Origin of the sequence: Streptomyces sp. NPDC028635 (assembly GCF_040637635.1) — a bacterium.
Lineage (GTDB): Bacteria > Actinomycetota > Actinomycetes > Streptomycetales > Streptomycetaceae > Streptomyces.
Genome location: NZ_JBEZWX010000010.1, coordinates 21,960 through 47,896 on the forward strand (window position 1 = coordinate 21,960; position 25,937 = coordinate 47,896).

A 25,937-nucleotide genomic window follows, 5' to 3' on the forward strand; every position below is an offset into this window, starting at 1 on the left:
CCGGTCAGCTCACCTTGATCTCGTTGTACACGGGCACGCTGAACGGGTTCAGCGTCACGTTGGACAGGCGGTCCGACCAGCCGGCGCTGCCGTTCTGGTACCACAGCGGGATCGCGGCCATGTTGTCCCGGACGACCCCCTCGGCCTGCTGGAACAGGCCGACGGCCTTGGCGGTGTCGGTCTCCTGGTTGGCCTTGTCGACCAGGCCGTCGAACTGCTTGTTGGACCAGTGCCCGTCGTTGGAGGAGGCGTTGGTGTAGTACAGCGGCTGCAGGAAGTTCTGGATGAGCGGGTAGTCCATCTGCCAGCCGGCGCGGAAGGGGCCGCTCATCTTCTTCTGCGTGATCTGGTTGCGGAAGTCGGCGAAGGTGCCGACCGGGTTGCCGACGCATGCCTTGGTGTTGCCGAGGGCGTTGTTGATGGAGTTGCACACGGCGTCGACCCACTGCTTGTGGGAGCCGGTGTCGGCGTTGTAGCTGATCTTCACCTGGCCGCCGGGGATGCCGCCGCCCTGCTGGACGTACTTCTTGGCCTCGGCCGGGTCGTAGTCGCAGAACTTGCCGCACAGGCCGGGCTTGTAGCCGCCCGCCGCGCCGAGGACGGGTGAGGTCCAGTCGGTGGCGGGGGTGCGGGTCTTCGCGAAGATCGTGTCGGTGATCTGCTTGCGGTTGATGGCCATCGACAGGCCCTGGCGGAGCTTTTCGGAGTTCGGCTTGTTCCACTTCGCGTCGTAGAAGGGGAACGCCAGGGTCTGGATGATGCCGGCCGGGGTGTTGAGGTAGCGGTCGCCGAGGTCGTTCTTGACGTTCTTCAGCTGCGCGGCCGGGACGTCGTCGACCAGGTCGAGGTTGCCGGCCATCAGGTCGGTGTAGGCGGTGTTGTTGTCGGTGTAGACCTTCAGGTCGACGCCGCCGTTCTGCGCCTTGTCCGTGCCCGGGTAGCCGTCCCACTTGCGCAGCGACATCTGCGAGCCCTTGGCGTACGACTGGATGGTGTACGGGCCGTTGCCGACCGGCTTCTTGATCCAGCCGGCGTGGTCGGTGAAGAACGTCTGCGGCAGCGGGGCGAAGGCCGGGTAGCCGAGGGTGTCGGGGAAGGTGGAGAACTTCTGGCTGAGCTTGACGGTGAACGTCGTGTCGTTGACGACCTTCAGCCCGGACAGGGTGTCGGCGGTCTGCTTGCCGGTGTCGGGGTGGACCTTGGCGTAGCCGTCGATGTAGCCGAAGAAGTAGGCGTTCTTCTGGTTGTTCTTCAGGCTCGCGCCGTAGTTCCAGGCGTCGACGAAGGACTTGGCGGTGACCTTCTCGCCGTTGGAGAACGTCCAGCCGGGCTTGATGGTGATCCTGAAGTTCTGGGAGTCGGAGGTCTGGATCGACTGGGCGAGCATGTCCTCGGCCTTGCCGGTGTGCGGGTTGTACCGCTTCAGGCCGCGGACGATCATGTCGAGGACCTTGCCGCCCTGCACCTCGTTGGTGTTGGCGGGCTCCAGCGGGTTCTGCGGGTCGCCCCAGGAGGAGCTGAGGACGCCGCCGCCGTTGCCGCCACCGCTGCCGCTGTCTCCCCCGCTTCCGCAGCCCGTCGCCGCGAGGACTACCGCGGCCGCGCAGGCGGCCCAGGTGGCGTGCGTGGCTCCGCGCATGGAGTGCCTCCTCGTCCCTGCGCCCCTGACCGGGCGACGCGGTGCCGCCGGCGCCGGGCGCTGATCGTTACGGCCACTATCCGCCTGAATGCCACATACCTCATATTCACGCCATCCGTCCGGGGTACGGGTCGCCCGTCCGGGTGCATGCGCGGCGCTGCGGGGACCTGCCGGGGGGCGACCGCGCGCGGACGCACCGGAGCCCTCGCCTCCGCCGCGCCGGAGGCCACCGGGACCTCAACTGGAAGCTCAAGAGTCACTCAGATCGCTTTGCGCACAGGGGAGTTGAGTGAAGTATCTGTCCTGCCCACTTCAAGTCGGCGCGCCGCGTACGCGGCGTCCGATCCCCTGTGCCTGAAAGGCGATCCATGAAGCGTGTGATGAGCGCGGCCCTGTCGACCGCGCTGCTCGGCTGCGGTGCGGTGGTCGTCTCGGCCCCCACGGCGGCCGCCGGGGTCCGGTGCGACGACAACCCCATCTACACCATCTCCGACAAGAAGACGGTGTGGGAGCCGACCAACGTGCACAGCGACTGGGCACGGCCGGGCGTGACCATCAGCTACGCCAAGAACAAGACCGGCAGCTGGACCGCCACCGGCACGGCCACCCTGGGCACCGAGGCCGGCGTGATCTTCGCCAAGGCGTCGACCTCCTTCAGCGTCTCGGTCGGCAAGACCTGGTCGAAGTCGGACACCTGGACCTACTCGGCGAAGGTGGAGAAGAAGCCCGGCAAGACCAAGGGCCGTCTGATGATGTATCACGAGGCCAAGGGCTTCAGCGTCACCAAGTACCGCCTGGAGCCCAACGGGCAGCAGCAGTGCGTGAAGCACAAGATCTGGAAGAAGACGGGCATCGTGGCGCCCGCCAAGCGCAACAACAACCTGTGGGGCATCCAGTACGGGTGACCGTGCCCGCCCAGCAGCGCTGAGAGAACCGGCACGGACGGAGGGCGCCGGTTCCGCCCCGCCCCGTCGGACCCTGTCCGGCGGGGCTCCGCGTTTTCCACCCGTCCCCCGAAGGGCCGCCAGGGCTTCACCTGGGGCGCTTCAGTGGACTGGACCAATGGGGTGCACAGAAGATCCCCCGAACGCCGTTTTCGCAGGCGGCAAGGGGTTTGACGGACCGTTGACGTGCGCAGACAGCCACTGATAGACACAGCCGTCCCCGGGTGAGCGGCCACGATCAGACACAGCTGTCCCTGAGCGAACGGCCACTTCCGGACACTGCCGTCTCCCCAGCGAGCGACGACGCGAGGTCACGTTCCATGAAGACGAACGATCAGCACGGACCCGTAAGAGCGCGCCCCACCACCACCCGCCTCGCCGCCGCGGCCGGCACCGCCGCGCTGGCCCTGACCGCCGCCCTCGCCACCCCCCTCGCCCCCGCGCCCGCGCAGGCCGCGGCGGCGGACGGCGGCCCCAAGGTGCTCACCGTCGCCGTCGCGCAGAGCGTCGACTCGCTCAGCCCCTTCCTCGCCACCCGCCTGCTCTCCACCAGCATCAACCGGCTGATGTACGAGTACCTCACCGACTACGACCCCGGCGACGCCCACGCGGTCCCGGGCCTCGCCACCCGGTGGGCGCCCTCGGCCGACAAGCTCACCTGGACCTACACCATCCGCTCCGACGCCACCTGGTCCGACGGGCAGAAGGTGACCGCCGAGGACGCGGCCTGGACGTTCACCAAGATGATGACCGACGAGTCCGCCGCCACCGCCAACGGCAGCTTCGTCACCAACTTCCGCAAGGTGACCGCCCCGAGTCCCACCCGGCTGGTCATCGAGCTGAAGAAGCCGCAGGCCACCATGACGGCGCTCGACGTGCCGATCGTGCCCAAGCACATCTGGGAGAAGGTCGGCGACTTCTCCAAGTTCAACAACGACAAGACCTTCCCCGTCGTCGGCGACGGCCCGTTCGTCCTCGCCGACTACCGGCCCGACAGCTACGTACGGCTCAAGGCCAACAAGAGGTTCTGGCGCGGCGCCCCCAAGTTCGACGAGCTGGTCTTCAAGTACTACAAGGACGGTGACGCCGCCGTCGCCGCCCTGCAGAAGGGCGAGGTGTCCTTCGTCGGCAACCTCACCCCCGCCCAGGCCGCCGCCCTGAAGAACCAGCGCGACGTGAAGGTCAACGACGCCCCAGGCCGCCGCTTCTACGCGCTCGCCGTCAACCCCGGCGCCCGCGCCAAGGACGGCACCCGCTTCGGTGACGGCAACCCCTCGCTGCTGGACCAACGGGTGCGGCAGGCGCTGTTCCTCGCCGTCGACCGCAGGACGCTCATCGACAAGGTCTTCCAGGGCCACGCCGTCGAGGGCGCCGGCTACATCCCCCCGCGCTTCGCCACGTACTTCTGGAAGCCGTCCGGCGCACAGGAACTGGCGTACGACCCGGCGAAGGCCGGCCGGCTCCTCGACCAGGCCGGCTACCGGAAGAACGGCTCCGGGCAGCGCGTCGGCAAGGACGGCAAGCCGCTCACCTACCGCCTGCTGTGCCACGCCACCGACCCCAACGACAAGGCCGTCGGCCAGTACCTGAAGGAGTGGTGGGGCAAGCTCGGCATCGGTGTCCGCCTCGACTGCCTGGACAACGTCAGCGACCCCTGGCTCGCCGGCACCTACGACCTCGCCTTCGACGGCTGGTCGGTCAACCCCGACCCGGACTTCGTGCTGTCCATCCACACCTGTGCCGCCCTGCCCGCCGACCCGAAGAAGACGGGCGCGACCGACAACTTCATCTGCGACAAGCAGTTCGACGACCTGTACGCCCGTCAGCTCGCCGAGTACGACCCGGCCAAGCGGGCGGACCTGGTCCGGCAGATGGAGTCGCGGCTGTACGACACCGGGTACATGAACGTCATGGCGTACCCGAACGCGATGGAGGCCTACCGCACCGACCAGATCGCCTCGATCGAGACGATGCCGAAGGCGGCGGGCAACATCTACGGCCAGGACGGCTACTGGAGCTGGTGGTCGGCGGAGCCCGCCGCCTCGGACGGCTCCTCCGGCTCGGGCAGCTCCACCGGCGTCGTCGTCGGCATCGTCGCGGGCGTCGTCGTCCTCGCGGGCGCCGCCGGCTTCCTCGCCCTGCGCCGCCGCTCCACCGCCGAGGACCGCGAGTAGCCCATGACCGCCACCACCCTCCCCACCGCCGCCGTCCGGCGCACCTCGCCGGTCCCGTACCTGCGCTACGGGGCCGGCAAGCTGGCCGGCGCCGCCGTCTCGCTGCTGGCCGTGCTCGTCACCGGCTTCTTCCTGTTCCGCCTCATCCCGGGCGACCCGGTCCGCACGATGACCGGCGGCCGCCCCGTCTCCGCCGAGCAACTGGCCGCCTACCGCCGGGAGTTCGGGCTCGACCTGCCGCTGTGGCAGCAGTTCACGGACTACTGCGGCAAGGCCCTCACCGGCGACCTCGGCACCTCCTACCAGTTCCGCGCCCCCGTCCTCGACAAGATCACCGAGGCGCTGCCCCACACCCTGCTGCTCACCGGCACCGGGTTCGTCCTCTACACCCTGCTCGGTGTCCTCCTCGGCACCCGGGCGGCCTGGCGGCGCGGCAGCCTCGGCGACCGCTTCCACACCGGGCTGGCCCTGACCCTGTACTCCGTGCCGTCCTTCTGGCTGGGCCTGCTGCTCATCATCGTGCTGTCGGTCGGCATCGGCCCGCTCCCCGGGCTCTTCCCCACCGGCGGCATGGAGACCGGCGGCAAGGAGGGCTTCGCGTACGTCCTCGACGTCGCCCACCACCTGATCCTGCCGGTGCTCACCCTGGTCGCCGTCGAGTACGGCCAGACCCTGCTCGTGACGCGCTCGGCACTGCTGGACGAGATGGGCAGCGACTATCTGACGACCGCGCGGGCCAAGGGGCTGCGCGACGACCTGGTGCGGCGCCGGCACGCGGTGCCCAACGCGCTGCTGCCGACCGTCACGCTCGTCTTCGTCAACCTCGGCCGGACCGTCGCCGGCGTGATCCTGGTCGAGACGGTCTTCTCCTGGCCCGGCCTCGGCGGCCTGTTCTATCAGGCGCTCAGCGTGCCCGACCTGCCCCTGGTGCAGGGCCTGTTCCTGTTCTTCGCCGCGGCGGTGATCGTCATGAACACCCTGGCCGACCTGGTCTATCCGCTGCTCGACCCGAGAGTGGGACGGACATGAGCACCTCCACCGCGACCGGGCTCGCCCGGCAGCGCCGGCGGCTCGCCGCAGCGGGCTTCTGGCGCCGGTACCGCACCCACCGCGCGGGCCTGGTGGGCCTGGTGGCGCTCACCCTCCTCGCCCTGCTCGCGCTGAGCGCGCCGCTGACGGTCGGCCCGGACGTGGCGAGCGTGACCGGCGCTCCGGGCCGCCCGCTGGAGAGCCCGAGCGGTCAGTTCTGGCTGGGCACCGACCGCTTCGGCCGCGACCTGCTGGGCCTGCTGGTGTGGGGCTCGCGGGTGTCGTTGCTGGTGGGCCTGCTGGCGGCGGTGCTGTCGGTGGCGATCGGCGCGGTCGTGGGCATCACCGCCGGGCACTTCCGGGGCGCGTACGCCACCGTGCTGATGCGGGTCACGGACTGGTTCCTGGTGATGCCGACGCTGGTGCTGGCCATCGCGCTGGCCACCGTGATGTCCCGCTCGCTCGGCACGGTCGTGCTGGCGATCGGCGTCACCACCTGGCCGACGACCGCCCGGCTGGTGCGGGCGCAGACCCTCGCGGTGGAGTCACGGCCGTACATCGAACGGGCGAAGGCGCTCGGCGGCGGGCACTGGCACATCATGACCCGGCACGTGCTGCCCAATGTGATGCCGCTGGTGCTGGCGCAGACCACGCTGATGATCTCCTCCTCCATCCTCGCCGAGGCCACCCTCGCCTTCCTCGGGCTCGGCGACCCGACCGTGGTGTCCTGGGGCGGGATGCTCCAGGAGGCGCGGGAGGCGGGCGCGGTCAGCTCGGGCGACTGGTGGTACCTGGTGCCGCCCGGCCTCGCGATCGCGGGGGTGGCGCTGGCGTTCACGCTGTGCGGACGGGCCGTCGAGGCCGTCCTCAATCCCAGGCTGGGGGTGGCGCGATGACGCTGCTGGAGGTGCGGGACCTGTCGGTGACCTACGCGGGCGGGGCGGCCGCCGTACGCGGCGTGGACCTCACCCTGGAGGCCGGACAGAAGCTCGGCGTCGCGGGCGAGTCGGGCTGCGGCAAGTCCACCCTCGCCCTCGCGCTGCTGCGGCTGCTGCCGGCGGGCACGCGGATCACCGGCCGGATCGCGCTGGACGGCGAGGACGTGCTCGGCATGCGCTGGGGGCGGCTGCGCGCGGTGCGCTGGGCGGGGGCGTCGATCGTGTTCCAGGGCGCGATGCACTCCCTGAACCCCGTGCACCGGGTCGGCGACCAGATCGCCGAGCCGATCCTGCTGCACGGCCGGGCCACCCCCGCCGCCGCCCGGAAACGGGCCGGGGAGCTGCTGGAACACGTGGGGCTGCCGGCCGCGCGCGCCTCGGCCTTCCCGCACGAGCTGTCCGGCGGTCAGCGCCAGCGCGTGATGATCGCCATGGCGCTGGCCTGCGAGCCGCGGCTGATCATCGCGGACGAGCCGACGACCGCGCTGGACGTGATGATCCAGGCGCAGATCCTGAAGCTGATCGAGCAACTGGTCGCCGACCAGGACCTGGGCCTGATCATGATCAGCCACGACCTCGCCGTCCTGGCCGACACCTGCGACCGGCTGGCGGTGATGTACGCGGGCCGGGTGGTCGAGGAGGGCCCGGCCCGCTCGGTCTTCGAGGAGGCCCGTCACCCGTACGCGAAGGCCCTGTCGGCGGCGTTCCCGCGCATCGGGGACCCGGCGTCCCGGTTCGCTCCGGCGGGCCTGCCCGGTGACCCGCCGGACCCGGCCGCCCTCCCCGCCGGCTGCGCCTTCCACGCCCGCTGCCCGGTGGCCCTTGCGGTGTGCGCGGCCGACGACCAGCCCCTGCGGGACGCCGGTCCGGGCCGCGCGGCGGCCTGCGTGCACGTGGCGGGCGTACCGGACGCGGACACGGATGCCGGGGGCCTGCCGTCCGAGAACGCGAGGAGCACCCCATGACGACACCGCCGCTGATCGGCGCCCAGGGCCTGCACGTGACCTTTCCCGGCCGGCGGGGGGCGGGCCCCGCCCGCGCGGTCGACGGGGTGGAGCTCGACATCCGCCCCGGTGAGATCGTCGCCCTCGTCGGCGAGTCCGGCTGCGGCAAGTCGACCCTGGCCCGCGCGCTGCTGGGCCTGGTGAGACCGACGGCGGGACAGATCTCGTACGAGGGACGGGAGCTGTCCTACTCCTCCCGCGCCCTGCGCGCCCACCGCCGCCAGGTGCAGCTGGTCCTCCAGGACCCCAGCGGCTCCCTCAACCCCCGGCACACGGTGTACGACGCGGTGGCGGAGGGCCTGCGCATCCACGGGCACGCCGGGGACGAGCGCGCGGCGGTCGCGGAGGCCCTGTCCCGCGCGGGCCTGCGTCCCCCCGAGCGCTTCTTCCTGCGCTACCCGCACGAGCTGTCCGGCGGTCAGCGGCAGCGGGTGGTCATCGCGGGCGCGCTGGTGCTCGAACCCCGGCTGCTGGTGGCCGACGAGCCGGTCGCGTCCCTGGACGCGTCGGTGCGCGGCGAGATCCTCGCCCTGCTGCTCCGCCTGCGCACGGAACTGGGCCTCGCGGCACTGGTGGTGACCCACGACCTGGGCCTGGCCTGGAACATCGCCGACCGGGTGGCGGTGATGTACCTCGGCCGGATCGTGGAGACGGGAACGGTGGAGGAGGTGCTGACGGCTCCCCGCCACCCCTACACCCAGGCCCTCCTGTCGGTCCTCCCCGAGGCCCCGGGCACGCCCCAGATCCTCACCGGCGAACCCCCGGACCCGTCCCGCATCCCACCCGGCTGCCGCTTCCACGCCAGATGCCCGGCCCTGGCAAGCGGTCAGGCGGAACGGGCGGGAGTGGCGGAGGCGTGCCGCACACAGGACCCCGAGATGCTGCACGCCGCCCGGGAGCCCCAGTCGGCCTGCCACTTGTCCGCACGGAGGGCAGTGCCGACCTGAAAGGGGCGCGGGGAACTGCGCGACCGGCCACAACGGCGCCGCACCCGAAATACAACCCGAAGAAACCGAAATTCCCGGCACCCCGAAAACAGGGGGCACCGGGAACAACGGCTCAGCCGACGGCAGTCACACCGCGTGGACGACGTCCTTCTCCTCGGCGAAGTGACAAGCCGACTCGTGCGCCGCAGGCGTGTCCTCCCCCTTGAACCGCTCGGGGATCGCGAGGATCGGCACCTCCTGCGCACACTTGTCCTGCGCCTTCCAGCACCGGGTGCGGAAGCGGCAGCCCGACGGCGGGTTGGCCGGCGAGGGCACGTCACCGGTGAGGATGATGCGCTCGCGGTGCTCGCGCGCGTCCGGGTCCGGCACCGGGACCGCCGACAGCAGCGCCTGGGTGTAGGGGTGCGTCGGGTGGTCGTAGATCTGCTCGTCCGTGCCGATCTCGGCGATCTTGCCGAGGTACATCACACCGACGCGGTCCGAGATGTGCCGGACGATCGACAGGTCGTGCGCGATGAAGATGTAGGACAGGTTGAACTCGTCCTGCAGACGCTCCATCAGGTTGACGACCTGCGCCTGGACGGACACGTCCAGCGCGGAGACCGGCTCGTCGCAGATGATGATCTCGGGGTTCAGGGCCAGGCCGCGGGCGATGCCGATGCGCTGGCGCTGACCGCCGGAGAACTGGTGCGGGTAGCGGTTGATGTACTCCGGGTTCAGACCGACGACATCGAGCAGCTCCTGCACCTTGCGGCGCCGGTCGCCCTTCGGGGCCACCTCGGGGTGGATGTCGAAGGGCTCACCGATGATGTCGCCGACCGTCATCCTCGGGTTGAGCGAGGTGTACGGGTCCTGGAACACCATCTGGATGTTGCGGCGGACCGCCTTCAGCGCGCGCCCGGACAGCTTGGTGATGTCCTGGCCCTTGTAGAAGATCTCGCCCGCGGTGACGCGCTCCAGGTTCATCAGGAGCTTGGCGACCGTGGACTTGCCGCAGCCGGACTCGCCGACGATGCCGAGGGTCTCGCCCTGGTACAGGTCGAAGGAGACACCGTCGACGGCCTTGACCGCGCCGATCTGCTTCTTGAACAGGACGCCCTGGGTCAGCGGGAAGTGCTTCTTCAGGTCACGCACCTGGAGGATCGGCTCACCGCGCTCCACCGGCGCCTCGATCGCGGCGACCGCCTCCTCCTCGGAGTGGGCGTCGACGACGTCCACCTCGGAGACGTTCGGCGTGGCGTCGGGCTGCTCGTCGTTCTTGCTGAGCTCAGCCATGGAGCGTCTCCTTCCAGAAGTGGCAGGCCGAGGCGCGGCCCGGCAGGTCCGTGCCGTCCTGCTCGGTGACCGGCGCCAGCACCGGGACCTGCTCGCGGCAGATGTCCTGGGCCTTGGGGCAGCGCGGGTTGAAGGCGCAACCGGTCGGAATGCGCAGCAGGTTGGGCGGCAGACCCTTGATCGCGAACAGCTCCTGGCCCTTCTGGTCCAGGCGCGGGATGGAGTCCAGCAGACCCCGCGTGTACGGGTGCGCGGGGCGCTTGTACAGCTCGTGGACCGGGGCGCGCTCCACGATCCGGCCCGCGTACATGACCGCGATCTTGTCCGCGACGTCGGCGACCACGCCGAGGTCGTGGGTGATGAGGATCAGACCCATGTTGTACTCGCGCTGCAGCTCCGCGAGCAGGTCCATGACCTGGGCCTGGACCGTCACGTCGAGGGCCGTGGTCGGCTCGTCGGCGATGATCAGGTCCGGCTCCAGCGCCAGCGCCATGGCGATCATGATGCGCTGGCGCATACCGCCGGAGAACTGGTGCGGGTAGTCGTTGACGCGGGCGGCCGCGGCCGGGATCTTGACCTTGTCCATCAGCTCGATGGACTTGGCCTTGGCGTCCTTCTTGGACAGACCCTGGTGGATGCGGAACATCTCGGCCAGCTGGTAGCCCACGGTCAGCACCGGGTTCAGCGAGCTGAGCGCGTCCTGGAAGATCATCGCGATACGGCGGCCGCGGATCTGGCGGCGGTCCTCGGCGGACATCTTCAGCATGTCCTGGCCGCGGAAGAGGATCTCGCCCTGCGGGATCTTCGCCGGCGGCATGTCGAGGATGCCCATGATGGCCTGCGCGGTGACCGACTTGCCGGAGCCGGACTCGCCGAGCACGGCGAGGGTCTCGCCCGCGGAGACGCTGTAGTTGACGCCGTTGACGGCCTTGACCACGCCCTCACGGGTGTGGAACTCGACGTGCAGGTCCCGCACTTCGAGCAGCGGACCGCCGTCGGCGCCCTCGCCGCGCGGCGAGGGCACGGAAGTGGTGTCTTCGATGATGGTCACGTACGCCTCCCTCAGCGCGACTTCGGATCGAGGGCGTTGCGGACGGCCTCACCGAGCATGATGAACGCCAGCACCGTGATGCTGAGCATGATCGACGGGTAGAGCATGATGTACTGCGCGACGCGGATCTGGTTGCCGCCGTCGGAGATGTCGTTGCCCCACGAGACGCCGTTCAGGCCCAGGCCCAGGAACGACAGCGTCGCCTCGGCGCCGATGTAGACACCCAGCGAGATGGTGGCGACGACGATCACCGGCGCGACCGCGTTGGGCAGCACATGGCGGAACAGGATCCGGCTCGTGGAGGCACCGAGCGCCTTGGCCGCGTGGACATAGTCCGTGGCCTTGACGGTGATCACCGAACCACGCATGACACGCGCCGTCTGGGTCCAGCCGAGGAAGGCCAGCGCCATGATGACGACCGGGATGTTGCGCTCCGTGAAGGAGTTCAGCATGACCATCGCGCCGAGCAGGAACGGGATGCCGAAGAACATGTCCGTGATGCGGGACAGCACGGCGTCCAGCCAGCCGCCGAAGTAACCGGCGAGCATGCCGACCAGACCACCGAAGACGGTGACGACAAGCGTGGTGCCCGCACCGACGAGCAGCGAGGCGCGGGTGCCGTAGATGGCACGGGCGTAGACGCTGCGGCCCTGGGCGTCGTAGCCCAGCCAGTCCTCGGCGAACACCTTGCCGTAGTGCGGGTGCTGGAGGTAGTGGGTCGCCAGGTCCTTGTTGTTCGGGTCGGCGCCCGTGAACAGGCTCGGCCAGGCCGCCATCACCAGCAGCAGCAGGATGAGCACCGCCGAGACGATGAACACCCAGTTGGTGCGCAGGTCCCGCCAGGCGTCGCCCCACAGGCTGCGGGTCTTCTCCGGCTTGCCCGCGGGGGCGCCGCCTGCGGCGACGGCGACGACGGGCTCGTCTGCGGTCTTGGTCAGCTCAGGCATAACGGATCCTCGGGTCCAGAACCGCGTACAGCAGGTCGACGATCAGGCTGGTGACGAGGTACACGAGGACGAGGATGGTGACCAGGCCGACCAGCGTGGTGCCCTCACGGCGGGTGATCGAGTCGGCGATGGTGCCGCCGACGCCGTGGATGTTGAAGATGGACTCGGTCACGACGGCGCCGCCCATCAGGGCACCGAGGTCGGTGCCGAGGAAGGTGACGACCGGGATGAGCGAGTTGCGCATCAGGTGCACACCGACGATACGGCGGCGGGGCAGGCCCTTGGCGACGGCGGTGCGGATGTAGTCGGCGCGCAGGTTCTCCGCGATCGAGGTCCGCGTCAGCCGTGCCACATAGGCCAGCGAGGCACTCGCCAGCACGATGGCCGGCAACAGCAGCTGGTTGAGGTTCGTGTCGTCGTTGACCGCCGGTTCCAGCCAGCCGAGCTGGAAGGCGAACACCGTCTGGAGGATGTAGCCCAGGACGAAGACGGGAACCGAGATGAGCAGCAGCGTCACGACGAGGATGACGGTGTCGGCCCACTTGCCGGCCCGCATGCCGGAGACGACGCCGAGGACGATGCCGAGGACCGCCTCGATGGCGAACGCCAGGCCGGACAGACGCAGCGTCACGGGGAAGGCGTCGCCCAGGATCTCGGTGACCGGACGCCCGCTGGCGATCTGGTTGCCGAAGTCGAAGTGCAGGATGATGCCCTTCATGTAGTCCAGGTACTGGACCAGAACGGGCTTGTCGAGGCCGTACTCGTGCCGCAGCGCCCGAAGGACCGCCGGGCTCGTGCCCTTGTCACCGAAGAGCCCCCGCACGGGATCGCCGGGCAGGGCGTAGACCATCAGGAAAATCAGCAGGGTTGTCCCGATGAAGACCGGGATCATCTGGAGCAGTCGTCGTGCGACATAGCGCCCCATGGTGCCTCCATGTCAGTCACAGCGGCAGGCCCTTTCCATCGCACACGAACGGCTCCCCCGAGCGTGTCCGTACGTGTGCGGTGAAAAGGGCCCCCCGGCCTGTTGTCGGCCGACGCCGTGGCGCCACCCCCCCCGGGGGGGGCCCCGCCCGGGCGGGGGCCCCCCCCCCCGCGGGGGGGGCGCCCGCCCCGCGCCCCCCCCCACCACCGGTGCGCTCGGTCGGTCAGTTCTTCTTCTTGCGGACGGCCTTGCTGGTCAGGGTCCAGCTGTGGCCCCGCACCGCGTGACGGTGCTTGTCCCGGGCGCTGATCGTGACCGTGAACCGTGTGCCGTCCGGCAGCGGGGCCGACAGGTGGACGGACACCTTGTGGGTGGCCCGGTCGTAGGAGGTGACGGCCGTGACGTGGAGCTTCCCGGCGGCGGCTGCCGTGGGGCCGGGCAGGACGGTCACGGTCGCGGTGACGGAGGACAGGGCGGTGCCGGCGGGCAGGGTCGCGACGAGCGGGGCGGCCGCGTCGGCGGTGTGCGTCACCGAGGACGTGGTCACCTCCGAGGCGGTGGCCGGCGCCAGCATGGCGGCCGGGTTGTCGGCGGTGAAGACGGGGCCCACCCAGTAGTTCGCGGAACCGTAGGAGCTGGTGGGGAAGGCCGGGCCGGCGCCGTAGCGGTAGAGCCCGTTGTGGTGCGTGGTGGTGTCGGCGGTGGCGGTCAGCGGGTACGACTGGTGGGCCGCCGTGAAGTAGCCGCCGTCGACGGCGTAGTTGCCCTGCGGGGCGTGGTAGGAGACGACGTAGGGGGTGCCGGCCGTGATCGCCACGGGAGTGGCGAAGGTCAGCGTCTGCCAGCCGGAGGGCGACTCGTTGGTGAAGGTGCCGCTGCCGAGCAGGGTGCCGTCGTCGGTCCACAGGCTGCCGGTGTGGGTGCCGGTGTTGCCGGTGCCCTTGTAGAAGGTGACGCCGGTGACCCAGCCGGCCGTGGAGGAGGTGAAGCGGGTGCCCAGCTCGACGGAGTTGGCGTCACCGGTCACGTCGGTGGTGGCGGGGACGGTGGCCGCGTTCCACAGGGTGCAGGGGCAGGTGACCGCGGGCGGGGTGGAGCTGGTGGTGAAGCTCCAGGTCACCGGGTTCGCCATGGCGTTGCCCCACACGTCGGTGGCCTGCACGGACGCCGTGTAGGTGGTGTGCAGTGCCAGCTCGGTCGACGGGGTGAAGGTCGCCTTGTTCGCGGCGGGCAGCGTGACGGTGCCCGGTACGGCGGTACCGTCGGGGTCCTTCACGGTGAAGGTGAGGCTGTCCGCGTCGATCGACGCGTTGAAGGTGGCCGACACCGGCGCCGTGATGGAGGAGTTGGTGGCGCCGGAAGTCGGGGACGTCGCGGTGACGGTGGGCGGTGCGGTACTGGCCGTCGAGGTGTCGAGCACCGCGTCGACCCAGTAGTTGCTGCCCGAGGACTGCGAGGACGGGAAGGCGCTGGTGGAGCTGTACTTGTAGACGCCGTTGCCGCCGTCCGTGCCGGACTTCAGCGCCGTGAGCGGGGCGAGGCCCGCGTCGCTGCCGGTGAAGTAGCCGCCGTCGTAGGAGTAGCCGCCGTTGGGGGCGAAGTACGAGGCGACGTAGGTGGTGTTCGCCTTGACCGCGACCGGGGTGGCGAAGTTCAGCTGCTGCCAGCCGGAGGCCGACTCGCCGGTGAAGGTGCCGGTGGCCAGGCGGGTGCCGGAGGCGCTCCACAGGCTGCCGGTGTGGGTGCCGGTGTTGGCGGGCGACTTGTAGAAGCGGACACCGGTGATCGAACCGGCCACGGTGGTGCGGAACTTGACGCCGAGCTCGACCGCGCTGCCGTCGCCCGCGTTGACCGTGCCGGGCACGGCCGAGGCCGGCCAGACGGTGCAGGGGCAGGTCTGGGGGCCGACGGTCACCGGGAGGGTCGTGACGGCGCCGATGTTGACGCTGTCGTCGACCGCGCGGACCTTGAGGGACGCCGGGCCCGGTGTCGTCGGCGTCCAGGTGTACTTCCAGGACGTGAGGCCGGTGGCGGCGTTCCACGTCGTGCCGCCGTCCGTGGACACCTCGACGCGGGCGACGACTCCGCCGCCGGTGTCGGTCGCGGTGCCGGTGAGGGTGACCGGCTTCAGGGCCGGGAGGGTGGCGCCGGAGGCGGGGCTCGTCACGGTGACGGCCGGTCCGGTGGTGTCGGTGGAGGCGGTCGCGGAGGCGAGGTTGCTCTGCAGGGTCTTCGGCTGGACCCCCATGTCGGCGAGGATGTTCACCGTCGCCTGCTGCATGCGGGCGTCCTCGGTGACCACCGTGTCGGCCGGGTCGTAGGTGGGGACGTTCGTCAGGCCCCACGACCACTGCACGGTGCCGGAGCCGAACACCAGCGCGCCGGAATCCTGGTCGCGGAAGGCGACGAGGCTGTGCGTCGCGGTGCCGTTGCCGTAGACGTTGCCCCAGTCCGTGCGGAGCTTGCCGTCGTTGATGTCCACCGTGGTGGACGACAGGTCGATGGCTCCGGTCGGCCGGGTGCTGTTGGTGATGTCGCTGTCCCATTCGTAGCCGAGCGTGCCGGCCGGGAAGGTGGCGGTCTGGCTCGGCGTGAGGTTCGCGACGGAGGTGTTGCGCCACAGCCGGTTCCTGCCGTAGGAGCCGGGGACGGTGATGGCGTCGCTGCGGTAGCCGTTCACCGTGAACATGGAGCCGGTGAGGATGTTCGGCGGCTGGTAGGTCTGCCCGTACTGGGTGCTCGTCGGGTCCATCCAGGTGCCGGTCCAGATGCCGCTGGGGTCGGCGATGCCGTTGTTCTGCGCCATCTTGGTCATCTTGTAGCAGACCAGGGTGCGGTTCGCCGTGTTCGCGCCGTCGATGCTCGGGGCGAGGCGGGTCTTCCAGAAGACCTCGTTGCCGCTGAAGAAGGCCTCCCGCAGGCCGGCCTTGCGGGCCGCCAGCACATTGGAGTACTGGCTCTGCGTCCAGTACTCGTCGTGGCCGGAGGACACGTACACCTTGTGGTTCTTCAGCAGGGTGGCGCCGTTGGTGGACACGTCCACGCCGGACAGATAGCTCACGTCGTAGCCGTTGCGCTCGAGCCACGACAGCATCATGAACTCGGAGCCGTAGATGCCGTTGTCGCCGCCGATGTCCAGCGGCCGGTTGTAGCTGACCTCGTAGGCGCGGCCGTCGGGCGCGGGCCCGGCTCCGCCGTACAGGTCCTGGCCGCCGTAGTCGTTGTACGCCTGCCAGGTCTGGTCGCTGGTCTGCACGACGACGTCGGAGGTGCTGGAGTCCTTGCGGACGACGAACGGGTACGGCATCAGGCCGTCGCCGTCGGTCTGCGTGATGTTCGCGATGTACAGGCCGGACACGGCGTCGCCGGGCACGGTCCAGCTCGCGGTCACGGGCCAGTTGCCGCAGTCGACCAGGCCGGTGGTGCTCTTGGTGGTGCAGCTCCTGGGGCTGGTGGTGTAGTTCGCCGGGTACGTCACCGCGGCCTGCGCCGCCGTCGACATCTCCCGGGCACCGTCTCCGCCGTACCAGCCCAGCCGGTAGATCTCGATGCGGTACGGGGTCTTCGACTGGACCTTGAACTGGACCGTGTCGCCCGCCTGGACGCTCTCTTTGGTGGTGAATCCCTTGATGTCGCCGTAGGCGTTGGCGGAGAACCAGTCGGACTTCGGGCTGCCGGGCTTGGAGTTCTCACAGACGACCGGGTTGGACCCGGCACCGCACGGATCGGTCACCGCCTGGGCGGGGACCGCCTGCGGGAGCACCGCCCAGATCAATGCTGCGACGACGGCGAGGCGCCCGCCCCGCAGCCGTCTGCTCCAACTGTTCATGTGTACCTCTCAGCGGTGCTGTGCCGGCCGACCCGTGCGGTCGGGGTGGAGCGGATGGTTCAGCCTGCGAGCGCTGCGGTGAGCGCGTCCACGACCTGCTGCTGCTGGTCGGGGGTGATCTGGGGGTGGAGCGGGAGCGACAGGATCCGCCCGGCCGCCTTCTCGGCGTTCGGGAAGTCGCCCGGGCCGTGGCCGAGATGGCGGTAGGCCTCGGTCAGGTGGACGGGTTGCGGATAGTGCACGCCCGCGCCGATGCCCTCGGCGTTCAGCTTGCCGACGACGTCGTCGCGGTCCGCGCCGGTGACCTGGACGACGTACAGGTGCCAGACGTGGACGTTGCCGGGCTCCGTCACCGGCAGCACGAGCCGGCCGGCGGCCACCAGGTCGGCGAGCAGCGCGTCGTAGCGGGCGGCGGCTGCGCGGCGGGCCGCGTTGCCGTCCGCGAGACGGGCCAGCTTGGCGCGCAGCACGACGGCCTGCAGTCCGTCCAGGCGGCTGTTGAAGCCGGGGACGTCGTGGCGGTACTTGGCGACGCCGCCGTGGTTGGCGATCGCGCGGACCAGGCCGGCGCGTTCCTCGTCGTCGGTGAGGACCGCGCCCGCGTCGCCGTAGGCACCGAGGTTCTTGCCCGGGTAGAAGCTGGTGGCGGCGATGGTGCCGCTGCCCGGCGTGCGGCCGTCGCGGCGGGCGCCCTGGCACTGGGCGGCGTCCTCGACGACGCGGACGTGGCCGGGGAGCCGGCCGGCCAGAGCGGTGACGTCGGCCATCTGACCGTACAGGTGCACCGGCACCACCGCTCGGGTCGCCGGACCGACCGCGTCCAGCGCGGCCTGCGGGTCGAGCAGGTGGCTGCCGGGCAGACAGTCCGCGAGGACGGGGCGCGCGCCGATCCGGGCGACGGCGCCCGCGGTGGCGATGAAGGTGTTGGCGGGCACCACGACCTCGTCGCCGGGCCCGACTCCGCTCGCGCGCAGGGCGAGTTCGACGGCGTCGGTGCCGTTGGCGACGCCCACGCAGTGCGCGACACCGCCGAACTCGGCGTACTCCTGCTCGAAGAGGCGGACCTCCTCGCCTCCGACGAACGCCGTGTTCGCCAGGACGCGGTCGAAGCCGGCCCGTACCTCGTCGGCGACCTCGGCGTGGGCCGCCTTGAGGTCCACCAGCGGTATCCGATTCATGCGATCCGTCCCCCCATTGCTTGCAGCGCGAGTTCGTCCAGCGCCGGGGCGGCCGCCTCGCGCAGCCGCCGGGCCGGGCTTCCCACCCAGATCTCGCCCGGCGGTACGTCGCCGAGCACCGTGCTCCCCATCCCGATCTGCGACCACGCGCCGACCGTCGTGCCCTCGCGGACCAGGGCCCCGGAACCCACATAGCTGCCGGTGCCCAGGCGCACTCCCCCGCCGAGGCGCACCCCGGCGGCGACGGTCACGTAGTCCTCGACGACGTCGTCGTGGGTGAGGACGGTGTGCGGCATCACCGCGACGTGCGCGCCCACGTGGACGGCGGCCGTCAGCGCGCAGTGCGCCAGCAGCACGGAGCCGGGTCCGATGCGTGAGGTCGCCGAGACGGCGGCGCTCGGGTGGACCACGGTGGCGTAGCGGTCCTCCGGCAGGCCGAGGCGGCGCGCCAGGCGGGCGCGGGCGCCGTAGTCGCGGGGGTTGCCCACGCAGATCACCACGAGGGCGTCGGGCAGGTCGTGGACGAGGTCGGTGCCGCCGAGGACGGGCACGCCGTCGACGTCGGTGCCGTGGAGGGCCCGGTTGTCGTCGAGGTGCCCGAGCAGGGTGGCGTCGCCCGCGTCCCGTACGGCCTGCGCGGTCTCCCGGGCGAAGCCGCCGGCGCCGACGATCAGCAGCGCGTTCATGGTGCGGCCTGTTCGCGCAGGGCGGCCACCACGCGGTCCTGCTGAGCCTCGGTCATGGTGTGGAACAGCGGCAGGATCAGCGAGTCGCGGCTGATCCGCTCGGTGACGGGCAGCGGCGCGGCGGTGTGGCCGGCGTAGGCGGGTTCGAGGTGGGCGGCCATGATGCCGCGGCGGGCGGACACGCCGGCCGCGGCGAGCGCGGCGAGCAGGTCGTCCCGGCCGACGGGGAAGTCCGGCTCCAGCAGCACCCAGTAGGACTGGAAGTTGCTCTCGCCGTGTTCGGGGTCGCTTACCGGGGTGAGGCCGGGGACGTCCCGCAGCAACGCCGCGTAGCGGGCGGCCAGTTCGCGGCGACGGCTGATCATCGCGTCGAGCTTGCCGAGCTGGACCAGGCCGACGGCGGCCTGGATGTCCGTCATCCGGTAGTTGTAGCCGACCTCGAGGTAGCTCTCCAGGACGGGCTTGTCGCTGGCGTGGCGTTCGGCGGCCGAGGCGTTCATGCCGTGTTCGCGCAGCCGGCGCAGGCGCGCGGCCCACGTGGCGTCGTCGGTGGTGATCATGCCGCCCTCGCCGGTGGTGACGATCTTGCGGGGGTGGAAGGACCAGGCCGCGATCAGGGCGCCCTGCCCGACGGGCTTGCCGCCGGCCGTGGAGCCGATGGCGCAGGCCGCGTCCTCGACCAGCGGCAGCTGCCAGTCGGCGCAGGCGGCCCGCAGGGCGTGCACATCGGCCGGGACGCCGCCCTGGTGGACGACGAGGACCGCCCGGGTGCGCGGGGTGCGCACCGCGTCCACGGTGGCCGTGGTCAGGTTGCCGGTGGCCGGGTCCACGTCCGCGAACACCGGCTCGGCACCGACGTAGCGCACCGCGTTGGCGGTGGCGATGAAGGACAGCGAGGGCACCACGACCTCGTCGCCGGGCCCGAGTCCGAGGGCGACGAGGGACAGGTGCAGGGCGGTGGTGCAGGAGCTGACGGCGACGGCGTGCTCGGCGCCGACGCGTTCGGCGAAGGCCCGCTCGAAGGCGGCGACCCGGGGGCCCTGCGCGACCCAGCCGGACAGCACGGCTTCGGAGGCGGCGTCGGCCTCCTCCCGGCCGAGCCAGGGGATCATCACGGGAATGCGATCGGTGCTCACTTGGCGGCCTCCCGCTCCGCGCGCCACCACTCGACGAGGTCCTTCAGGCCGGTGCGCAGGTCGATGTGCGCGGTGAAGCCGAGCCGTTCGGCGGCCCGGGAGGTGTCGGCGAGGCGCCGGACCACGCCGTTCACGGCGCGGGCGGGGCCGTACTCGGGCTCCAGGCCGGTGGCGCCCATCGCCTCGAGCAGGCCCTCGGCCAGCTCCTTCAGCGAGGTCTCCGTGCCGCTGGCCACGTTGAACACCTCGTCGGTGACGTCCGCCTCGGCGGCCAGGACGTTGGCGCGGGCGATGTCGCGGACGTCGACGAAGTCCATGGTCTGGCTGCCGTCACCGAGGATCAGCGGCGGCTCGCCCGCCTCGATGCGTTCCATCCAGCGGATGAGCACCTCGGTGTACAGGCCGTGGATGTCCATCCGGGGGCCGTACACGTTGAAGTAGCGCAGGGCCACGTAGTCGAGCCCGTACATGGCGTGGAAGCTGCGCAGCATGCCCTCGTTGAAGGCCTTGGCGGCGCCGTAGAAGGTGTCGTTGTTGTAGGCGTGGTGGCGTTCGGTGGTCGGGAAGGTCTCGGCCATGCCGTAGACGGACGCCGAGGAGGAGGCGACGATCTTGGAGACACCGGCGTCGACCGCCGCCTCCAGGACGTTGAAGGTGCCGTCGACCATCACCTCGTTGGCGAGGCGGGGTTCCTCCGCGCACTGCGTGATGCGGATCGCGGCCAGGTGGAACACCAGGTCGGCGCCCTCGGTGACCTTGCGGACCAGGGCCGCGTCACGGATGTCGCCCTCGACGACCTGCACGGTGCCGCTGCCCAGCGCCTGGGCGAGGTTGGCCATGCGCCCGCGCACGAAGTTGTCGAGCACGACGATCTCGCGGGCACCGCCCTCGGCCAGGAGGTCGACGAGGTTCGAGCCGATGGTGCCCGCCCCTCCGGTGACCAGGATCTTCTTGCCTCGTACGCTGCTCAACTGCTTAGCCCTCTCGCTTTTGTGGAACGCCGGTGCCGGGTGCTGACGCGGACCGTCGGTGCCCGGCACCGACGGGGTACGTCAGTGCCCGGCGCGCAGGCCGACGACGGCACCCTTGAACTGCAGGCTCCGGGAGGCCGCTTCGAGGATGTCCAGCACCCGCAGGCCGGCGTGACCGTCGGTCAGCGGCGCCCGGCCGGTGCGGATCGCGTCGGCGAACTCCTCCGCCATGCCCCGCAGCGCCTCGCGCTCGGCGATGGCGGGCGCGACCATGTCCCCGGAGCGGTACGAGACGAGCATGTCCCGGCGCTCGTCCGCGCCGATCTCCTGCGGCGCGGCCAGGTCGACGCCCCGGTCGTAGATCGCCACCCGCTGCAGCGGGTTGAGGTCGTCCCACACCAGGGTGCGTTTGGCGCCGCCCACCATGGTGGTGCGCACCTTCGTCGGGGAGAGCCAGTTGACGTGCACATGGGCGATGGCCCCGGTGTTGAGCTGCAGCGTCAGATAGGCCACGCAGGCCTGGCCCGCGCCGATCGGGTCGGCGCCGTGGGCGGCGACGGCGACCGGCTCGACGTGGTCGGGGAGGATGAAGTCCAGGATGGACAGGTCGTGCGGGGCGAGGTCCCACAGCACGTCGATGTCCTTCTGGACGAGCCCGAGGTTGATGCGGACCGAGTCCACGAAGTGGATCTCGCCCAACTCTCCCGAGTGGACCGCCTCCCGGATACGGCCCACGGCGGGCGTGTAGCAGTAGGTGTGGTCGCACATCAGGGTCAGACCGCGTTCCTGCGCCTCGTTCACCAGGCGCAGACCGTCGGCGTAGGTGGCCGCGAGGGGCTTCTCGACGAGGACGTGCTTGCCGGCCCGCAGGGCGGCCAGGGCGATGTCGAGGTGGGTGCCGGCCGGGGTGGCCACGGCGACGGCGTCGACCGCCGGGTCGGCGAGGACGGCCGCGTAGTCCGCGGTGGCCTGCACGGTGGAGTAGGCGCCGAGGACCCGCTGGGCGCGGTCCACGTCGAGGTCGCACAGCCAGCGCAGCCGGAACCGGTCGCTGGCCTGGAAGTTGCGGACGAGGTTGGGGCCCCAGTAGCCGGCCCCGACGACGGCGACCCCCAACGGCTCCTGCGTCACAGTGTTCCTCTTCTCCTGGCTCATCACTGGGCCCCCCGTTCCCGTCGGCATGCGCCCGTGCTCATCAGTAGGCCCCCGTCCCGCGCACCACGGCCGAGCCGGTGCGCAGCAGGATCGACAGGTCCAGGCCCATCGACCAGTTGTCCACGTATCCGAGATCGAGCCGGACCGCCTCGTCCCAGGGCAGGTCGGAGCGGCCGCTGACCTGCCACAGCCCGGTGAGACCGGGTTTCACCAGCAGCCGGCGCTTGATGTCCGCCGTGTACTCCTCCACTTCCTCCGGGAGCGGAGGGCGGGGGCCCACGAGCGACATGTGGCCCTTGACCACGTTGATCAGCTGCGGCAGTTCGTCGAGCGAGCTGCGGCGCAGGAACGAGCCGACGCGGGTGACGCGCGGGTCCTTCTTCACCTTGAACAGCAGTCCGTCGCTGTTGCTGTTGAGGTGCTCCAGTTCGGCCCGCAGGGCGTCCGCGTCCGGCCGCATCGTGCGGAACTTCAGCATGGTGAAGTGGTCGCCGTAGCGGCCCACCCGCTGCTGCCGGTACAGGGCCGGTCCGGCGCTGTCCAGCCGGACGACCAGGGCGATCAGCAGCATGGGCAGCCCGAGGAGCAGCAGGAACAGCGCCGCGAGCGTACGGTCCAGCGCCTCCTTGGGCAGCCGCGAGAGCCGGGACAGGTTCGGCGCCTGGACCCGCAGCAGCGGCACGCCGTTGGTGGGGCGCACGGCCAGGCGGGAGGCGGACACGTCGGTGAGGACGGGTGCCAGCAGGAAGTCGGCGTCGTGGACGGCGGCCGTCCAGGACATGCGGCGCAGGGCGGCGGCGTCGAACTCCGGGGCCGGCAGCACCACCACGGTGCCGATGCCCATGGCCCGGATGACGTCGTCCAGGTCGCCGGCGCCGCCCAGGACGGGCACGCCCAGCCGGCGGATCTGCGCGGTGTGCTCGGTGTCGCTCACGCACACGCCGGCGACGTGCAAGGCGCGTGTGCCGCCGGCCCGCCGCAGGACGGCGGCCAGCTCCAGAACCCCGCGCGAGGGCCCGACCAGGAGCGTCGCACTGCGGTCGCGCCCCCGCGCCCAGCGCCGGTGCAGCCGGCGGCGCAGCGCGTAACGGAGCGGCAGCGCGAAGGCGGCGGCCGGGACGGCGGCCGTCGTCATGTCGTGGAGGAACCCGGCGTCATGGGTGAAGACCCAGTACGTGCCCGCCAGCGCGGGCAGCAGGGCGGCGCCGCGCAGCACGCGCAGATACTCCTCGGCCCCCAGCGGAAGGGCGCCGCGCTCGTAGGCGCGGTGGGCGAACATCGCCGCGATCCACAGCGGCGGCAGCAGCAGCGCCACCGCCCAGCGGCCGTACACCCCGTGGATCACCAGGGCGGCGGCCAGGGCCGCGGACGCGTCCGCGACCAGCAGAGCTCTTCGGTACGTGCGTTCCCAACGTCTTCGGCGAGCATCTGGACGTCTGTGTTCCACAACCAGGTGCTCATGCGTGATCTCAATGGTCATGGACCCCCCACCACCACATGCGCAGCTAACCCTGAGCCAACGAAAACCGGGCATGCGGTCGCGAGGCCCGCAGCCGGGACTGGATCGGCACCGCTGTGTCTCCTCAGCACAACGGCACGGAAAAACAAGGAAGTTTCAGCGGTTCCCCAACCGCTTCATGCCCCCCGCGTGTTGACCGGCTGCCTCTCGGCACCCGGCGCACAACGCCGTTCCCTGACGTGCAGCCAGGGGCTGGTTCCCCTCCCAAACCGGTCCGGCGGACCTCAATCTAGACCACGGGACGCAGTCGCGGGAACAGTTGGACGAAACACGCAGCACAACGGCGTCACCCGGGGCATACTGCCCGCGTGACGAGCATCGTGATCCCGGCGCACAACGAGGCGCGGGTCCTCGGCCGGCTCCTCGATTCGCTGCTGACCGGCGACGTCGGGGACGAGACCGACATCGTGGTCGTGTGCAACGGGTGCACGGACGACACCGCGCGGGTCGCGGCCGCTCGCGGTCCTCGTGTGCGGGTGGTCGAGCTCCCCGCCCCCTCCAAGCACGCCGCGCTGCGGGCGGGCGACGACCACGCCCGTGGCTTCCCACGCCTCTACGTGGACGCCGACGTGGTGCTCACCGCCGCCGACGTGCGGGCGCTGACCGAGCCCCTGGACGACGGCGCGGGGCGGATCCTCGCCACCGCGCCGCGACGGCACATCCCGCTGGCCGCCTGTGCCTGGCCGGTGCGCGCCTACTACCGGGTGTGGCAGCGGCTGCCCGCGGTGCGCGAGGGACTGTTCGGCCGGGGGGTCATCGCGGTCTCCAAGGCCGGGCACGCCCGGATCGCCGCGCTTCCGCCGCTGATGGCGGACGACCTGGCCGCGTCGCTGGCGTTCGCCGCGGACGAGCGGCGCGTGGTCGGCTCGGCGCAGGTCGTGGTCCATCCGCCGCGTACCTGGCGGGACTTGATCAAGCGGCGGATCCGGGCCGCCGTCTCTACCGCGCAGGTCGAGCGGGAGGGCCCGCAGGGGGCCTCGGCGCGCACCGGCCGGTCGGACCTGACGGCGCTGCTGCGCGCGGAGCCGTCGCTGCTGCCGGGGGTCGTGGTCTTCGCCGCCGCGGCGCTCGTCGCCCGCCGGGGGGCGCGCAAGGCCCTGCGCGCCGGGGACTTCGGCACCTGGCTGCGTGACGAGAGCAGCCGGCGGAACTGAGCGCACCGGGAGTCCTGGCACATGTACCTCACCGACCGTTCCGCACCGGCGCAGGCGGGCGCCGATCCGGGCCGCACACGGGGCCGGCGGTCCGGGATCGCCCCGGTCGTGCTGGTGCTCGGCACGGTCAGCCTGATCACCGACATCTCCTCGGAGATGGTCACCGCCGTCCTGCCGCTCTATCTCGTCAGCACGCTCGGCTTCAGCCCGCTGGGCTTCGGCACCCTCGACGGCATCTACAACGGCGTGAGCGCCCTGGTCCAGCTCACCGGCGGCCATCTGGCGGACCGGGTGCGCGGCCACAAGCTGATGGCCGGGCTCGGCTACGGCCTCTCGGCACTGTGCAAACCGCTGTTGCTGCTCGCCGGCAGCCTCGGCACGCTCGGCACGGTCCTGGCGCTGGACCGCACCGGCAAGGGTCTGCGCACCGCCCCGCGCGACGCGATGATCTCCCTGTCCACACCGGCCGCGCACCAGGGCCGGGCGTTCGGTGTGCACCGGGCGATGGACACCACCGGTGCGATGCTCGGCCCGCTGGCGGCCTTCCTCATCCTGCGCGCGGCGGCCGACGGCTACGACGCGGTGTTCGGCGTGAGCACGTGCGTGGCCGTGCTGGGCGTCCTCGTCCTGGTGCTGTTCGTGCCGGGCAGGCGCGGGGCGCGGGACGCGGGCGCGCCCACGGCGGCAGACGGGGCCGGGGGCACGGGCGCAACGCGCGCCGGTGAAACCCCGGACGCCGGTGAGGCCTGGGGCCCCGGTGCGGCAGCGGGCGGCGGCGAGGCCGGCACGGTGCGGCCTCCCGTCCGGCTGCGTGAGGCCCTCGCCCTGCTGCGCCTGCCGCGGCTGCGGGCGCTCGCCGGCTGTGCCGCGCTGCTCGGGCTGACCACCGTCAGCGACGCCTTCGTCTATCTGCTGCTGCAACGGCGGGCCGGGGTCGGCGACGCGTGGTTCACACTGCTGCCGCTCGGCACCGCCGTCGTGTTCCTGGCGCTGGCGGTGCCCCTGGGCGCACTGGCCGACCGGGTCGGGCGCCGCACCGTGTTCCTCGCCGGGCACCTGGCCCTGCTCACCGCCTACGCGCTGCTGCTGTGGGCGCCGGCCACGCCGGTCCTCACCCCGGCGGTCCTCGCGCTGCACGGCGCGTTCTACGCGGCCACCGACGGCGTCCTGCCGGCCGCTCTCGCCGGTGTCGTGCCCGAGCATCTGCGCGCCAGTGGCCTCGCGATCGTCGGCACCAGCCAGGCGCTGGCCCGCTTCTGCTGCTCCCTGGCCTTCGGCGCCGCGTGGACGCTGTGGGGCGACGGCCCGGCCCTGGCCGGTTCGGCGGTCGGCCTGGTGTGCTGTGCCGGTGTCGCGGGCCTGGTCCTGCGGCCTGCGGACGGCACGCGATGACCACGCCCCGCACCGGCACCGGCAGCACCCGTACCCGTACTGGC

20 protein-coding genes are annotated in these 25,937 nt (G+C 71.3%); 8 read left to right on the forward strand and 12 right to left on the reverse strand.

Features of this window, described 5'->3' with window-relative positions:
- Positions 1-4: 4 nt before the first annotated feature.
- Positions 5-1,639 carry an ABC transporter substrate-binding protein gene (locus tag AB0E88_RS13370; protein ID WP_361628743.1) on the reverse strand — a complete coding sequence of 545 codons (1,635 nt, stop codon included), beginning with the start codon at positions 1,637-1,639 and terminating at the stop codon, positions 5-7.
- Between the two features lie 368 nt (positions 1,640-2,007).
- Here AB0E88_RS13370 and AB0E88_RS13375 point away from each other — a divergent pair, with 368 nt between their 5' ends.
- From AB0E88_RS13375 to AB0E88_RS13400, 6 genes are all read left to right on the forward strand, one after another.
- Entirely contained in the window at positions 2,008-2,544 is a 537-nt protein-coding gene (locus AB0E88_RS13375) for a hypothetical protein (protein WP_361628746.1), read from the forward strand.
- Positions 2,545-2,903: 359 nt separating this feature from the next.
- A complete protein-coding gene (locus tag AB0E88_RS13380) occupies positions 2,904-4,757 on the forward strand; it encodes an ABC transporter substrate-binding protein (protein ID WP_361628749.1) in 1,854 nt (617 codons plus the stop codon).
- A 3-nt stretch (positions 4,758-4,760) separates the two neighbouring features.
- Positions 4,761-5,786 (forward strand): ABC transporter permease, encoded by a 1,026-nt coding sequence (locus tag AB0E88_RS13385; RefSeq protein ID WP_361628752.1) that lies wholly within the window; start codon positions 4,761-4,763, stop codon positions 5,784-5,786.
- Positions 5,783-6,682: an ABC transporter permease gene (locus tag AB0E88_RS13390; RefSeq protein ID WP_361628755.1), complete on the forward strand. Its 900-nt coding sequence runs from the start codon at positions 5,783-5,785 to the stop codon at positions 6,680-6,682. Before AB0E88_RS13385 ends, AB0E88_RS13390 begins: the two co-directional genes overlap by 4 nt.
- Complete coding sequence (locus AB0E88_RS13395; protein WP_361628758.1) at positions 6,679-7,689, forward strand: ABC transporter ATP-binding protein; 1,011 nt, start codon at positions 6,679-6,681, stop codon at positions 7,687-7,689. Before AB0E88_RS13390 ends, AB0E88_RS13395 begins: the two co-directional genes overlap by 4 nt.
- Positions 7,686-8,675, forward strand: a complete 990-nt coding sequence (locus tag AB0E88_RS13400; protein WP_361628761.1) for an ABC transporter ATP-binding protein — start codon at positions 7,686-7,688, stop codon at positions 8,673-8,675. Before AB0E88_RS13395 ends, AB0E88_RS13400 begins: the two co-directional genes overlap by 4 nt.
- A 126-nt stretch (positions 8,676-8,801) precedes the next feature.
- Here AB0E88_RS13400 and AB0E88_RS13405 read toward each other — a convergent pair whose 3' ends face one another.
- From AB0E88_RS13405 to AB0E88_RS13455, 11 genes are all read right to left on the reverse strand, one after another.
- Complete coding sequence (locus tag AB0E88_RS13405; RefSeq protein WP_361628764.1) at positions 8,802-9,950, reverse strand: dipeptide ABC transporter ATP-binding protein; 1,149 nt, start codon at positions 9,948-9,950, stop codon at positions 8,802-8,804.
- On the reverse strand, positions 9,943-11,001 hold the full coding sequence (locus tag AB0E88_RS13410; RefSeq protein WP_361628767.1) for an ABC transporter ATP-binding protein: 1,059 nt from the start codon (positions 10,999-11,001) through the stop codon (positions 9,943-9,945). Before AB0E88_RS13410 ends, AB0E88_RS13405 begins: the two co-directional genes overlap by 8 nt.
- Positions 11,002-11,012: 11 nt before the next feature.
- Complete coding sequence (locus AB0E88_RS13415; protein WP_361628770.1) at positions 11,013-11,948, reverse strand: ABC transporter permease; 936 nt, start codon at positions 11,946-11,948, stop codon at positions 11,013-11,015.
- Positions 11,941-12,873, reverse strand: a complete 933-nt coding sequence (locus AB0E88_RS13420) for an ABC transporter permease (RefSeq protein ID WP_361628773.1) — start codon at positions 12,871-12,873, stop codon at positions 11,941-11,943. Before AB0E88_RS13420 ends, AB0E88_RS13415 begins: the two co-directional genes overlap by 8 nt.
- Before the next feature lie 223 nt (positions 12,874-13,096).
- Complete coding sequence (locus AB0E88_RS13425; protein ID WP_361628776.1) at positions 13,097-16,702, reverse strand: DUF4082 domain-containing protein; 3,606 nt, start codon at positions 16,700-16,702, stop codon at positions 13,097-13,099.
- Between the two features lie 59 nt (positions 16,703-16,761).
- On the reverse strand, positions 16,762-17,880 hold the full coding sequence (locus AB0E88_RS13430; RefSeq protein WP_361628779.1) for a DegT/DnrJ/EryC1/StrS family aminotransferase: 1,119 nt from the start codon (positions 17,878-17,880) through the stop codon (positions 16,762-16,764).
- Entirely contained in the window at positions 17,877-18,566 is a 690-nt protein-coding gene (locus tag AB0E88_RS13435; RefSeq protein WP_361628782.1) for an acetyltransferase, read from the reverse strand. The genes AB0E88_RS13430 and AB0E88_RS13435 overlap by 4 nt, the downstream gene beginning before the upstream one ends.
- The gene (locus tag AB0E88_RS13440) at positions 18,563-19,702 is read right to left on the reverse strand and encodes a DegT/DnrJ/EryC1/StrS family aminotransferase (RefSeq protein WP_361628785.1); all 1,140 of its coding nucleotides are present in this window, start codon (positions 19,700-19,702) and stop codon (positions 18,563-18,565) included. Before AB0E88_RS13440 ends, AB0E88_RS13435 begins: the two co-directional genes overlap by 4 nt.
- Positions 19,699-20,673, reverse strand: a complete 975-nt coding sequence (locus tag AB0E88_RS13445) for an NAD-dependent epimerase/dehydratase family protein (protein ID WP_361628788.1) — start codon at positions 20,671-20,673, stop codon at positions 19,699-19,701. Before AB0E88_RS13445 ends, AB0E88_RS13440 begins: the two co-directional genes overlap by 4 nt.
- Before the next feature lie 81 nt (positions 20,674-20,754).
- On the reverse strand, positions 20,755-21,828 hold the full coding sequence (locus AB0E88_RS13450; RefSeq protein ID WP_361628791.1) for a Gfo/Idh/MocA family oxidoreductase: 1,074 nt from the start codon (positions 21,826-21,828) through the stop codon (positions 20,755-20,757).
- A 40-nt stretch (positions 21,829-21,868) separates the two neighbouring features.
- Complete coding sequence (locus AB0E88_RS13455; protein WP_361628794.1) at positions 21,869-23,308, reverse strand: sugar transferase; 1,440 nt, start codon at positions 23,306-23,308, stop codon at positions 21,869-21,871.
- A 347-nt stretch (positions 23,309-23,655) separates the two neighbouring features.
- On the opposite strand from AB0E88_RS13455, the gene AB0E88_RS13460 reads away from it, so the two are divergent.
- Positions 23,656-24,501, forward strand: a complete 846-nt coding sequence (locus AB0E88_RS13460; RefSeq protein ID WP_361628797.1) for a glycosyltransferase family 2 protein — start codon at positions 23,656-23,658, stop codon at positions 24,499-24,501.
- Positions 24,502-24,522: 21 nt separating this feature from the next.
- Positions 24,523-25,893, forward strand: coding sequence for an MFS transporter (locus tag AB0E88_RS13465; RefSeq protein ID WP_361628800.1), 1,371 nt, complete (start codon positions 24,523-24,525; stop codon positions 25,891-25,893).
- The last annotated feature ends 44 nt before the right edge of the window (positions 25,894-25,937 follow it).